The organism is Kaistella soli (assembly GCF_019038595.1).
Classification (GTDB): domain Bacteria; phylum Bacteroidota; class Bacteroidia; order Flavobacteriales; family Weeksellaceae; genus Kaistella; species Kaistella soli.
Map to the genome: position 1 here is coordinate 15,296 of NZ_JAHOPF010000004.1, position 14,031 is coordinate 29,326.

Genomic DNA, 14,031 nt, shown 5'->3' on the forward strand with positions numbered 1-14,031 from the left:
TTTCCAACAATAATTTTAGAAGGCAGAGAAAAACTGAGTGTTTTTAAGCAGGTCAAAGTATTTAGTTTCAAGTTTCCGTGCATTGTCTTTAATATCATATCCTTTTTCTATGATGATTTCAGTGACGTCTTTTCTTCCGGAAACGTCAAGTGCCAGGATTTGTTGGGCCCATTCCTCAGCGGTTTTCCGGAGGGGAATCACGGTGACATTTTCAGGCACCAAAACAGCTTCCCCAGGAATGCCATCTGAAATCACACAGTGAATTCCGGAAGCCTGCGCTTCCACCAGTGAAACAGGAAGGCCTTCAAACAGGGAAGGAAAAAGGAACACATCCATGGCCTGAAGGAGTTCATGCACATCGGAACGGGAACCAAGAAACGTCACTTTATCTTCAATCCCAAGCTTCTTTACTTTTGCCTCTATCTCCACCTTTAAATCCCCTTCACCAACTAGAAACAGATGTATGTGAGCTTGAATTTTGTTAAGCTCTGCTATTATTTCTAATAAAAAAAAATGGTTTTTCTGAGGCTGAAATCTCGCAACATTCATTACCGCAAGTCCATCTTTAATAAAAAGTTTTTTTCGTATAGCCACTCTTTTTTCAGAATTAAATGCGAAATCATCACTATTTATCGCATTGGGGATTACTGAAAATTCTTTATTGCCATACATCCACTTACCGGCGTCAAGTCCACAGGCAAAAAGTACATTAGCAACATTGGGGATTTTTGTGTTTAAATATTTACCAAAAATTACTTTTTTCCAGTCATCACGAAGTGAACTGATATGACTATGCATAATCCGGACTGGTATGCCATGTTTTTTTCCGAACTTCAATGGGTAATATCCAAATGAGTTATTGTGAACATGTAAGATGTCGAACCTGTTTTTACCAAAAAATTCATCCAGCTTTCTTAGGTATTTACTGAAGCCTGATACAGAAAAGGAAAGCGGCGGCATTCTATGGATAAAACCTCCATTTTCTAAAATTTCTTTTTCATACATTCCATTGTTACGGTGAACTAGAAAATGGTATTCGAATTTAGCCCTGTCGGAATTTCTGAAATAATTTATCAGCATGGTTTCTAAACCACCACGATTTAGAACCGTAAGAACATGCAAAACTTTTATTTTCATTATTTTATATAAAGCGATTCATATAGCTGTATGTAATTCTTTACCATTTTCTCTACATCATAATCATCTGCTTTTTTCATGCAGGACGTAACAGTGTTTCTGTACAGCTCTTTATCAGACATCAAACTTAAAATGACGTCAGCAAGTTCTTTTACATTTCCTCTTTCAAAAAGAAGACCTGCACCTTTAATAAAATCCAGACCTTCTACATTAGAAGCAACAAAAGGACGTCCGGAAGCCATGGCTTCCAATGCTGCCAAAGATAGACCTTCAAAATGAGAACTTAATACAATGATATCGCTCATTTTCATCAGTTCAAAGATATCTTTTCTGTTTCCAAGAAAATTAATCCTACTGTTTACAGCTAAATCATGTCCCATGCTTTCTAACGCTGCCCTTTTACTTCCGTCACCGGCCAGAATAAGAATATAATTATCCGGCAGCAGGTTCATTACTTTAATCACGGTTTCATGGTCTTTCTGCGCTTCCATTCTTGCAGGCATCAAAATCAAAATATCATCCGCATTATAACCAAATCCTTCTCTTGGTGCAGGCAGAGCAGATCGGATATCTATAAGATTAATTCCATTTTCGATGATCGGCAAGTTGCTTTTATTCACCTTAAGGTTTCTCAGTACAAAATTCTGCACTTGACTGGTTAAGCAAACAATTTTCACAAACCTTCTATACACCCACTTTTCAACGTACTTGAATAAAAAATGCGCAGCACGTCTGTTTTGGGAATTGTGTTCCGTGAAGATGACAGGAACTGCTGAGCCAGAAATGAATTTCGCAACCGCCACAAAGTAAGAAGCGGGGAACATGTGTACATGGATAATATCATAATTTTCAAAATAGGGAATTATTCTTAAAACATTTCGGATATCCCACCTGTTTCCGTTGGTTAAAGAGAAGATTTCACCTTCAGAGTTCTGTTGCAAATCTTTGAGAAAGTCAGTTTCGGAACCGTCCAGTAAAAGCACATCGGTCTTTAGTCCGAGAGCATTAAAAGCCGGCACGGCATTCACAAGAAAGCGGGCACCTCCAGTTGGAAGACTGTCTATAATTTGTAAGACTTTCATGTTACGATTTCAAAATAAAATATATACTTTTTTTTATAATATCCATGAGGAAAATTCATTTGAAATAGTGCTATTTCTAATAACTTATGATGGCGGGCAATCAATGGAATCACCAAGATTATATAGGTCCGAAACCAGTTTGGCCATCCCTCCCAAATCGACTGGACGATGGTACAAATTTACTTTATTGATAATCATCCTTTTAAAAACATAAAATAAGTGAATAAATAATAAGCAGCAATCACATAGGCTAAGCTGCGGTTCTGGGTCGCCGAAAAACGGTATTTCACAAAAGGATAAATAATCACCGGGGCCATCAGGAACCAGGACAGGTACGCGAATCGGTTACTGAACGCTGCACGGATCACCAGAATCCAGAAAGCATTGGCAATCATAAAGGTTCCCCAAAGGCGAATATAAAACTGATCTGTCAGCTTCTTTTTCAGTATAAAATACCAGCCGGCAAATACCGCTGAAGCGGAATACAAAACAAAATCCCAACGGAAGCCGGTGGAAGAAAACGTAGTTCCTTCACTTTTTGCCAAATCCGAAACCGCATCAGCATTCAGGTAATCTGCCGCCCGCGTATCACCCCCCAGGCCAATACTTCCGAAGAGGTTGGTCCAGAACCCTCCTCCGGCAATGGATAACGGAATACACAGAAGCCAGATGTAAAAAAACATTTTAGGATTTTTAATGACACCCGCAGCAAAAAAAGCGGCTACGGGAATGATCAGCGAACTGTGCAGTCCAATGCTCACCGTAAATAAAAGATACATCAGCCATTTGCGGTCATGGTAATAAATAAGTCCCCAAATAAAAACTGCCGTGGCCATCCCATTACGCAGTCCGTTAGTCCCATAGGACCAAAATGAAAAACTGGCAATAAAAAGAAAAAAAGCATACAGCCAATAATGACCAAAATATTTTTTCGAAAACAGATAACACGGGATGACGTAGATCACATCTATTAGAAGAAAAAACATGCTGGCAGGCATAATTTTTGCGCAAAAAATCATGAAATAATTAAACAGATAATCCTTAGTAATATCCATAGTGCCCCCCCCCTGAAGATGCGCATAGCCCTGATTGTAAATAACCATATCGCCAAATCTGAAGTTGACTGGTCGCATCCCTATATATGCGATCATGAGTACCACTAGTGCCAACCCCATTGTCTGGGACAATGTTTTCACATTGGCATCCTGTAATGAGGACGAAGAAATAAGCACTACAGCAAGCATTACCATAACTGCCAGTAAAAAATGGTAGTAAATAAGAGTGTAAAGAGATGCCGGTATAAAATCAAACATTACTTCAATATTAATCTTGCTGGGTTTCCGACCGCCACCGCATATGCCGGTACATCTTTTACCACTACCGCACCTGCTCCTATCACCGCACTGTCGCCGATATTTATCCCCCCAAGGACCGTGCAGTTGGCATGCAGTTCAACGTTATTGCCAATGACTGGTCTCCTGCCGTTTTTTTCACCTACTGTTACCAGATGGTTGATATAGCAATTTTCGCCCACCGACTGTGCATTGATAATAGTCGCATAGGGATGCGCCAATTTCAGACCGGCTCCTATCTTGGAATGGATATCAATAATAAAAGTTTCACTGCGCGGGTAAAATACCCGCAAGACTTTTGAAAAGAATCCTCCCACCCGGAAATAAAAAAGGGTTCTGAAATATTTACTGTTCATCAGGGCAAAAGATAAATCCAGAAGTTGGCCCAAGTGGGAAGTTTGCACTACCGGAGCACGGGCGTACAAATCTAACAGGATCACCTTACGCTGTGCCGAAAGCAGATAAAGCAATACATGGGGAGCGAAAATAATCAGGGATAAAAACCTAAGCATTTATTTTTTTTTCAAAAATAGTGTTTTTCCAAATATCCATCACGCTGTCAATATTATATTCCTGCGCATTCTGAATAGCTGCCTCTGACATTTCGATCAGGCTTTCGGGGTTATTTACCAGTTCATGTAAAGCTTGAGCAAACGCGTGTACATTATTAAGTTCTAACAGCACCCCATTTTTTCCATGATTAATAATATTCCGGGGACCCGTGGGTGAGTCAAATGAAACGACTGGAACACCGCAAGACTGGGCTTCCAGAATGACCATAGGAAAACATTCCTGACCCGAAGTCATGAGCAGCACTTTGCTTGCAGCAAAGTCTCGCTGAATATCATCACTCTGACCCTTGAACAGAACAGTGCGGCTTAATTTTCTTCTGCCCACCATTTCCTGTATGACCTCAAAATACTCATTTCCGGTTTCCCCAAAGAGATGGAGCTCCCAGGATGGATTTTGAAGGTGAAAAATTTCCCATGCTTCTACCATCTTTTCAATCTGTTTCACCGGTGCAAAACGCAATGCCGCAACTGCAATATTTTTCCTTTCCGAAATGGGCTTTACTGCCTGTTTCGTGGGGATGACCGGGTTGGGGATGACCACTGTATCCGGCGAAGTGTAGAATGTCTTTTCCTCTTTACTTAATACCACGAGATAGTCATAATACTTTTCTACCGCCTCGAAAATTCTTTCCTTAAAAGAGCGTTGCTGATAAAATTTTGAGTAATGAAACTCCTTGATGGTGGGAACGCCCGTTTTTAAAAACGGCAAAAGATAAGTCATGGGGATATGAGAAGCCACAAGGATAAAATCCGGCTTTTCCCTTTTGATGATCTGTAAGAGCCGTTTTTTATTAATCCACAGCTTCTTCAGGTTTTCGGGATGAAAAAAACTCAGTTCCCTTTTATAGTTAACGTCCAAATCAGCCCATTGGACAGCTTCAGAGAGCGTGTACACAGGAGGTAAATTATTTTGCTCGGTGCTGATTATTTTTACCTCATAGCCAAAAGTGTCTGTCCAGTAGTTCGCTTTCATGGCCACCAGTTTTTCAATACCCCCATGGGAATGCAGCTGATCGATGAGGATGAAGATTTTCATTATAAGCTAAGGTTAAGGTTAAGGTTGAGGTTGAGGTTGAGGTTGAGGTTGAGGTTAAGGTTAAGGATGAGAATGAGAATGAGGGTTGAGGTTCTGTATATTTTAAACTTTCTGTTCTTTATAATAAAGATTTAAATAAACAGTTCCACTGTTGAACAATTACCTCCGGCCGGTAATTTTGTGCGGTCTTTCTTCCTTCGGTGCCCAAACGTTGTCTTAACTCTGCGCTGTTCATTAAAGTGGCCAGATGTTCGGACAACTTCTCCGTATTTCCGTTTTCTGCCAGAAAACCGTCTTTGCCGTCGGTAATAATATCGGCAGGCCCATGCGGGCAGTCGAAACTCACCACCGGCAGTCCGCATGCCATGGCTTCAATAATGACCATGCCAAATCCTTCATAGCGTGAGCTTAGGACAAATACTGAAGATTCCAGAAACCTGGCTTCAATATTCTTCTCCGGGGAGTGAAAAAAAACAGTCTCTGCAATACCCATCTTTTGCGCCAATGCTGGCAATTGCAACGATTCCTCTTTTTTTCCAAAGATATGCAATTCCCAGTCTTTTAATTTCGCAGGAAGTTGATTCCAGGACTCTAAAAGGAGATCGTACGCCTTCTGATAGCTCTGCTTCCCTACCGCAATGACTTTTCTGCGGTGAAGGGATGAAACCTGTTCAGGATAAAAAGGCAGAGGGTTTGGGATTACGACCAAATTGTTCAAATTCCATTCCTTTGTATTTCCGTCGGTCAGCACGACGAAGCGGTCAAATGATTTTGCTAACCGATTCATCATTCGGAACTTCAGGGAAGACATCAATTTTTCCAATTCATTTTGTCCTTTCCCATTCTCAATCAACTGTGAAACATGCCTCTCATAAATAACCGGAATCTTATTTCCAATGATTTTAGGCAGAAAAAAACTTTTCAGCCCGTCGTCACAAACCGAAATCACATCAGGTTTAATTTCCTTTACTTTTCGGCGGATCCCACCCACATATTGCCTCAGGTAATGCAAAGTATTGCCCTCTACGGAAACGGAATGCCTGCTGATCTGATCCGAAAAGTTAAAAAACGCGGATTTTCCTGCTTCGTTCAGACTGAGGAGATGCACTTCATACCCGTATTCCTCTGCAAGAAGCGAAGCTTTTACCGACAAGACCCTTTCGAGCCCGCCTGAACCGGTAATGCCATTAGTGATGTAGAGTAGTTTCATGGGCTGAGGTTAAGGTTAAGGTTAAGGTTAAGGTTGAGGATGAGGCTTATCCTTCGAATGTACAAAACGCGGGTTTGCAGGAGGAGTTTGAAAATAAAGCGTCCTTAACACAAATCCCTGGGTAAAAGGCAAAATATCAAAATTTTGGGAATACACACCAATTCCCTTCGTGTCACCCTGAGAAAAATCAACCGCTCCTGATCTGCGGGTGACTGTCATCAGATACTTGAGCGCTTTTTCTCTTGCTACAAGACACTGTTCTGCAATCTCAGGAATTTCTGAAGCAAGGGTGAAAAACCAGATCAGTGTAGCCGCAGTACTCGAATCCAGGCGGGAACCTTTATCAAAAAGCAACCAATGGAAACCCCCATTTTCTTGCTGCAATTTTATCGCGGAGTTGGCCGTGGCTATAACCATTTTCTCCAGATCTTTTTTGTGGGGATGGTTTTCAGGCAGGGCATACCAGGTGTCAATGAGTCCGATGACGTACCAGCCCAGTCCTCTCCCCCAGCCAAACAGCCCTGTAGGGATTTTAGTCTCGACATGATAAGTATGACATGGAATGTTTTCCTGAGTCATCAAGCCGTATTTCTGGTATTCGGTGATCTGTTTTACTGCGAGTTCAACAGCCTCAGGAATCCCGAACTTATAACCATAATTCACCAAAAAAGGACAGATAAATCCTATGGTGTCCACAAAGCGATATTGCCGCACATGGTTTTTGTAAGCGACTGTACCGTCTTCTCCTTTTAAAGAAAGAATCATCTGCCAGGTTTCATCAAACGCTGATCTGTATTTTACATGATCGATAAAATCTACGTTTAAAAAAGCATACGCCAGGATGGCATGGTCGCTATCGGTAGGTTTTTCTTTCCACCCTCCCGCTGCAGTCATTTTTTTAGACACAAAACGCTCTGTTTGCTTTTGGGTCTCAGCATCGCCGGTTTTTTTGTAGTATTCCGTGAGGCCCAATATCAAAGCCGCTTCCTGCCAGGACTGTATGGCCGACCGTTGATAATTGCCTTTCAGGATATCGATGATGATGAGCCGATGGTTGTCGGTTAGTCTAATAATAGGGGTATTGAGGAGCCATTTTCTGGACAGCGTGAGCACTTTCTGCTGCCATAAATCTCTATTGTTAAAGCGCCCGATTTTAATACGACTTTGCCAGGTGTTGAACTGGGGAATAAAATCAATAAAAAAAATGATAATCACTGTAAAGACAATGAGCAACAGGATAGCATCCATTAGTTTTCGATTAAAATATACAATTTTTGAATTTCATGCTCTGTACCCCAACTTTGTGAATTCAAAACCAAGGTGATTTTCTCTAAATAGTCGAAATCACTGAAACATTTCATAATCCCTTTTGCAAGTGAATGGGGATTCATTTCGACAATCATCCCGTTTACATCATGATCGATCTGGTCTTTTGCGGTGCTGAAATTGGTTAAAACAATAGGTTTTCCTAATATTTTGGCCTCATCGACCGCTATCGATTTGCCTTCGAAACGAGAGGGCTGAACAAATGTTTTTGCCTGTCGGATATAAGGATAAGGATTTTCTTTTAAACCTAGAAGGGTAAAATAGTCTTCCAGTTCATATTTAAGAACTAAAGACTCTAAATGCGTCCGTTCACTCCCCTCCCCGATAATATACCAATGAAAGTCTATCTTTCTGTTCACTAAAATCCTAGCTGCTTCGATGGCCAAATCGAAACCTTTTTGGGGTTCGAGCCTCCCAACCGAGACGATCGCATTTTCCGAAATACTTACGCTATCCTTACTCAATTGCTGCACTAAAGCTGCGGATACGATGTTGGGAATGAATTTGACTTTATCAGCTTCATCGGGAAATTCATTTTCCAGAACCCTTGCACATTCTTCCGAAACTGTTGCGATATAATGTAATTCCCGAAAGTAAGGAGCATCAATCGTTTTATTTAATTTCAGTTGGTTATAATCGTTGTGAATAAAACCAATTTTTGTTTTTGCCAAAACTCGATCGACAATAAAATAATTTGGATTTTTTTCTAAAAACCCGATGGCTGCGTCATACTTCTTTTTTAGAGGCGACAAGGTTTTTGACAAAGGCTTCCAGCTCAATTGTTCTGCCTCGGCAGGACTTTTGGCCTTTTTTACGACATTCTTAAATTGAATCCTTCTATAAATGACCTCCCAACTCCCGTTAACTAAATTTTCTTTCAGCACCTGCGAAAAAGGCATATCAAAATACCTATAGTTTTCAGGTTCCGGCAATATATTGACTTGTTGTGGCACCTGTTTAAGAAACAGCCCTTCTTTCTTAAAAAGTAACAGGTCTATATTGTATCTGTCATAATCCATTACCTGCAGCAAGGAGACCAGTGCTTTTTCTGCACCGCCCACGTTCAGATTATTCATTACAAAAAGGATGTCTTTTTTCTCACTCATTGATCAGCTGGTAAAATTTTGAGATTTCATGCTCGGTTCCAAAATTCTCTGCGCGCAAATTAGCAATAATTTGCTCTGTAAAAGAAACGTTATCTAAATATTTCGTAATTCCTGCTGCAAGTCCTTCTGGAGACATATCGACGATGAGACCGTTCACGTTATGTTCAATCTGGTCTTTTGCCGTGCTGAAGTTCGTCAGCACAATCGGTTTTCCTAAAATTTTAGCCTCATCAACCGCTATTGATTTTCCTTCATACCGTGAGGACTGCACAAATATTTTTGCTGTTCTGATGTAAGGATAGGGATTGTTTTTCAATCCAATAAGGGCAACATGATTCTGTAAACCATACCGTTCAATCAAATTTTGAAGATTCTGGCGTTCCGTTCCTTCTCCTATTATGGACCAATGAAACCTAATATTTTTTTCTTTTAAAATGCGGGCCGCCTCAATGGCCATATCAAAACCTTTGACACTTTCTAACCGCCCGACCGAAACCAGAGAAGTTTCATAAACGTCTTCAGAGCTTTCCAGCGCCAACTTATTGATCAGACGTGGAGAAACGATGTTGGGCATCACGTAGATCTTATCCGCAAATTCCGGAAATATTTTTTTAAAATTAACTGCACAATCGGGTGACACCACCGCAATGTTTTTTGTAACACCGAAATACTTCGAATCGAATGATGCATCCAGGTTCAGTTCCGAATAAGAAGTATGAATAAAAGCAATTTTCGTCTTTGCCGCTACGCAGTCTACTATAAAATAATTCGATGTTTTTTCGAGAAACCCTATGGCGGCATCGTACTGTTCAGGGAGCATCTTACAGTAGCTTCGCAAATGTTGCCAGGAATACTGTTCGGCAATTCCTTTGTTTTTAATGAACCTGTTTTTTATATAAAAAAGAAACCGCGCTTTTCCCAGCGATATTCTGCCTTTTTTAACAAAGCTAAGCAGTGAATGAAAAAGAGGTTTCTGAAAATCCACCAGGTCTTCATTCTTTGGGATTACACGGACCCATTCCGGAATCTGCCCCATAAATAAACCCTTATGGGAAAACATAAAGAGGTCTACCGAAAAACGGGTCTCGTCCATCCCACTGAGAAGGTTGACAAGACTTTTTTCAGCGCCGCCCGCATCCAGGCCTGGAATTACAAAAAGCAGTTTTTTTTTCATCGGGGTTTACTATAGCTTTTATAAAACCCTGTCAAGGTTTCAAACCTTGACAGGGTTGAACAAGGCCGTTCTATTTAAGATCCATAAGATAATCTTTTGCTTTCATTGCCATCTTCTTCAGTTCCGGAACTTTTCTGGAGAGTATTTCCTTCAGCTCATTTTCTTCGCCTTTCATCTCCTCGAACCTTGCAATAAGCTTAACCGGATCTGAAATTTCAGATAGATCGAGTACCAGTCTTTCGGCACCAAAGATGTCTTTTGCAATACCTTTGGATTTCACACTGTATCCCAATACCAGTGTTGGCACAAGACATGAGTAAGCAGCAATGGTAGCATGCGTTCTTGCCCCAATAAAGAATTTCATTCTGGCAATGTAACCCTTATATTCACTGGCGTTGAGGTCATTCGGTAAAAGAAGAGTCCTTCCGGAATCTTTGAAATGCGCTTCAAACTCCTGTAATATTTCGTAATCATCATTTCCCGGTATGATAACATGTGGAATGAAACAAACGGAAAAATCTGTGGTGTCAAGGATATGTTGCACCAATGCAAAAGCGGCTTTCTTTGAATCAGGGTTCTTTTTAAAGACTAGGGCCGAAAAATTAAACCCTACGGTCTTGCCTTCCTGCCAACCTGCAGGTAGCGGAAGTTCGGTTTTTTCCATAAGAAATGCACCGTCAGCCACGAGTTTGACATTATTGATTCCTGCTTTTTTAAGCGTACTTTCTGTAATCGATTCGCGCACCAGCAGCAGGTCGAAAGACTGCAGATCCTTGATTTTAGCTTCCGACAAATCTTCTTCCCCGATAGAAGCCCCCCAAAGTACAAGTTTTTTACCAGCTTCTTTAATCTGCCTGTCGATTTCGTAGATACCGGGCTGCTCGCCATAGCAATAATTATCCCCCCCAATAGAAAGAAAAACATCATAATGAGGGATCAGTTTTATAATGCTTTCGTGAATTTTTTGATAGACTAAACTTTCATCCTTAAAAAATTTCACTTTTACTGCACTGAGAATTCCAAGAGGAGAAAATTTCTCCAAGCGGGAAGGCTTATCCAAATGCAACACATCGATATGAGGGATGGCGAGGTCTGAATCCGGGTCACCGGAAGCAAGACCAAGCTTGCTGATTAGGTGATCAGACTTTAATAATGCTGCAGCTGTTCTTACAATTGCCTCACAACCACGGTTTCTGCTTCCGCCGTGGAAAAAAAGTAATACTCTCATTTATTTTTAATTCTATATACAAGGTTCCATAATAATTTAGCAAAGATATAGGTCTCTTTACGAATCTGTAAATTTTCTATTATTTCTTCTTCGGTAAGTAATCCTGAAAAAAGCTCTCCATAGTAATAATAGGATGCTAATCTAGACTTCAATGAATTACGCGAATATTTATTTCGAATTTGTATTGAATAAGCATATCCTTTAGGGCTGTTAAGAAGATGTTTGTTAATGTTCTTTGAAAGACCATCATCTAAATAATCACTATAATAAATAATATCATTGTAATATCGTATTTTATAATCTTCGCCCATAAGATACCATACGGTCTCTTCGGTTAAAAATTTTTCATCTCCAAATGAGGGAAACTTGAAATTCTTTAGTACTTCCGTTTTATAAACTTCGGCCTTATCACCTATAATATTTTTGCTGGCTCTTTCCCAATAATAAGCGTCAAGAAAATGACCCTCAAATGTATTTCCGATTAATATATTACTTACCGTCCCTCTGGTACCGGAAACCCCACAAAAAGAATCATCGTGCTCCACTGTCTTAACCCAATCATAAATTTTTTCCAACGCATCTTCTGGAAGGTGATCGTCGGAATCCACGATAAAAAAAAACTTTCCCTGAGCCATATCTATTCCACGATTTATGGCCATATGCTTACCGCTATTTTCCTGACGTACAAATTGTACCTCAAAAAAACGTGAATCATCATTCATAAAACCTTGAACAACCTCAGAAATATGATCTCGTGAACCATCATCAACAATAATCCACTCAAAGTCCCTAAAAGATTGTTTTTTTAATGATTCGAAAAGAGATTGCAATAAATCCGCCCGATTATAAACTGGAGTGAATATTGATATTTGCATTAAGATTTTATATATTTATAAAGACTTGATTTCAGTTGATTAAGCTGAAATAAATAATAAGTTACAGTAGCAAATACAAAATTACTTTCCTGAAATCTTTTGACCTTTATTATAAGATAAGGAAGTGTATAAATATTTTGATTTTCTGTTTTCAAATAGGCTAAAAGATCATTCTTCTGGAGATAGCTCATCATCTTAAAAGGCATGAATTTCTGTTGATAAATAGACTCTATAGTATCTATTATTCCTTGCGGCAAGAGATAGCCCTCATAAATTTTCATTAGCGCTTTCTCATTTCTTTCTTTAAAAAAATCATATGTTCTTTTTCTTGAATAGTAAGTGTCAAATCTATTCAATGAAACCTTATGAACCGCAGACTGACGGTGCACACGATAGGCCATTATTTCAATTTCTGTAATAAAAACCTTATCGGAAAAATATAAAATTAAGGTGTTAAATTCCCAATCTTCACCATAAGCCGTACCGCTTCTAAAGCTTATATCATTCCTTTCTACTATTGTTTTTTTTACAAGATATGACCCTAAACGCAGTTTAACATCCCATAATAAATATTTAGGGAGAAGCTCCTTTGCTTTCCAGTTACCCTGCCTATTATTTATTCGAACTAAATTACCGTCAGTATAATATGAAAAATCATTGATGATTAAATCATAATTAGAAGAATATTCTATACGAGATAATGCATCTTTAACTAGAAAATCATCTGAATCTAAAAAACAAATATATTCTCCTTTTGCCACTTCTAAGCCTGCATTACGTGCTGCCGAAACACCCTTGTTTTTTTGATCAATAATGACAATGCGGGAATCCCTATTTTGAAATTCTTTTAAGATTTCTAAAGAATCATCAGTGGAACCATCATTGATGCAGATCATTTCAATATCGGTAAAAGTCTGAACGAGGACACTCTCTAAACATTCTGCAAGGTATTTGGAAGCGTTATAAACGGGGATAATGATGGAGACTTTCATAAATAATTTTAATTACTAGACGTAAACTCTATGTAAATTACTCAGCAATACCCTTGCGAAATATATAAATTCATTGGGTTTTCGAATTAATTTAAAGGAACGCCAAATAAGCTTTCCATTATGCTGTCCAGAACAGAGTAAATCCAAACTGATATAAAACAGTGAAGAACGAATAGTACTACGGAATTCTGGGAATTTGTATAAACCGATTAACTGTTCTACTCCCATTCTTTTTCTTTCAATTTCAGATTTCGCAGTCCACGCGCTATTTGCATGCGTTCTTCTGAATGCCAATATTTCATTGGAAAAATATATCTTACCTTTGGAAAGACACATTAGAAAAATGACATTGTCGCCCGAATACACAAATTTTTTTAATTTCTCAACCTCCAACGATTGTCTTGTAAAAAACATATTCAAATAATTGGGCGAAAAACCTTTTATGGTATCAAAAGTATAAGTAAAGTCTTTCACGTCCCCGCCTAGTTTTCTGTCGAATTGTTGATGATCAAGTGTAACTGTTCTGTATGCGGCGGTGCATAATGTATAATCGGGATGCGCCTCCAAAAAGTCAAACTGTTTCTGCAATTTATTATTATCCAACCAATAATCGTCGCCTTCTAACAATGCGATATATTTCCCAGTGGCTTGTTCCAAAGTAAAAATCAAATTTCCATTTATTCCAAGGTTTTCTTCCTGATTAAAATAACGAATTTTTTTACCTAGAGGATGATTATCAATAATTTTTGTAATGACCTCATGTGTTTGATCTGTAGATTTATCATTAGATAAAATAATTTCATAACCAAAATCACATTCCTGATCCAATACACTATTAAGTGCTTCTTCAATAAAATCTACATGATTATATGCACTTATACAAACACTTACAGATATATCGCGACTACTCATATTGACCTATAATATTTTTCATTTTTTTA

13 protein-coding genes are annotated in these 14,031 nt (G+C 39.1%); all 13 read right to left on the reverse strand.

The window, feature by feature from the left end; all coding sequences use genetic code 11:
* Window positions 1-15: 15 nt before the first annotated feature.
* Window positions 16-1,137, reverse strand: a complete 1,122-nt coding sequence (locus KSK37_RS08195) for a glycosyltransferase family 1 protein (RefSeq protein WP_217200755.1) — start codon at window positions 1,135-1,137, stop codon at window positions 16-18.
* On the reverse strand, window positions 1,137-2,219 hold the full coding sequence (locus KSK37_RS08200; RefSeq protein ID WP_217200757.1) for a glycosyltransferase family 4 protein: 1,083 nt from the start codon (window positions 2,217-2,219) through the stop codon (window positions 1,137-1,139). Before KSK37_RS08200 ends, KSK37_RS08195 begins: the two co-directional genes overlap by 1 nt.
* A 194-nt stretch (window positions 2,220-2,413) precedes the next feature.
* Window positions 2,414-3,532, reverse strand: a complete 1,119-nt coding sequence (locus tag KSK37_RS08205) for an EpsG family protein (protein WP_217200759.1) — start codon at window positions 3,530-3,532, stop codon at window positions 2,414-2,416.
* Window positions 3,532-4,083, reverse strand: coding sequence for a serine acetyltransferase (locus KSK37_RS08210; protein WP_217200761.1), 552 nt, complete (start codon window positions 4,081-4,083; stop codon window positions 3,532-3,534). Before KSK37_RS08210 ends, KSK37_RS08205 begins: the two co-directional genes overlap by 1 nt.
* The gene (locus KSK37_RS08215) at window positions 4,076-5,179 is read right to left on the reverse strand and encodes a glycosyltransferase (protein WP_217200762.1); all 1,104 of its coding nucleotides are present in this window, start codon (window positions 5,177-5,179) and stop codon (window positions 4,076-4,078) included. Before KSK37_RS08215 ends, KSK37_RS08210 begins: the two co-directional genes overlap by 8 nt.
* A gap of 118 nt (window positions 5,180-5,297) precedes the next feature.
* Entirely contained in the window at window positions 5,298-6,389 is a 1,092-nt protein-coding gene (locus KSK37_RS08220; protein ID WP_217200764.1) for a glycosyltransferase family 4 protein, read from the reverse strand.
* Between the two features lie 27 nt (window positions 6,390-6,416).
* Window positions 6,417-7,637 (reverse strand): glycoside hydrolase family 88 protein, encoded by a 1,221-nt coding sequence (locus KSK37_RS08225; RefSeq protein WP_217200765.1) that lies wholly within the window; start codon window positions 7,635-7,637, stop codon window positions 6,417-6,419.
* A complete protein-coding gene (locus KSK37_RS08230; RefSeq protein ID WP_217200767.1) occupies window positions 7,637-8,821 on the reverse strand; it encodes a glycosyltransferase in 1,185 nt (394 codons plus the stop codon). Before KSK37_RS08230 ends, KSK37_RS08225 begins: the two co-directional genes overlap by 1 nt.
* Window positions 8,814-9,995, reverse strand: a complete 1,182-nt coding sequence (locus KSK37_RS08235; RefSeq protein WP_217200769.1) for a glycosyltransferase — start codon at window positions 9,993-9,995, stop codon at window positions 8,814-8,816. The genes KSK37_RS08230 and KSK37_RS08235 overlap by 8 nt, the downstream gene beginning before the upstream one ends.
* Before the next feature lie 70 nt (window positions 9,996-10,065).
* Window positions 10,066-11,223: a polysaccharide pyruvyl transferase family protein gene (locus KSK37_RS08240; RefSeq protein WP_217200771.1), complete on the reverse strand. Its 1,158-nt coding sequence runs from the start codon at window positions 11,221-11,223 to the stop codon at window positions 10,066-10,068.
* Window positions 11,220-12,098 (reverse strand): glycosyltransferase family 2 protein, encoded by an 879-nt coding sequence (locus tag KSK37_RS08245; protein WP_217200773.1) that lies wholly within the window; start codon window positions 12,096-12,098, stop codon window positions 11,220-11,222. Before KSK37_RS08245 ends, KSK37_RS08240 begins: the two co-directional genes overlap by 4 nt.
* Complete coding sequence (locus KSK37_RS08250; protein ID WP_217200775.1) at window positions 12,098-13,090, reverse strand: glycosyltransferase family 2 protein; 993 nt, start codon at window positions 13,088-13,090, stop codon at window positions 12,098-12,100. Before KSK37_RS08250 ends, KSK37_RS08245 begins: the two co-directional genes overlap by 1 nt.
* 15 nt (window positions 13,091-13,105) lie before the next feature.
* A complete protein-coding gene (locus KSK37_RS08255) occupies window positions 13,106-14,002 on the reverse strand; it encodes a glycosyltransferase family 2 protein (protein WP_217200777.1) in 897 nt (298 codons plus the stop codon).
* Between the last annotated feature and the right edge of the window lie 29 nt (window positions 14,003-14,031).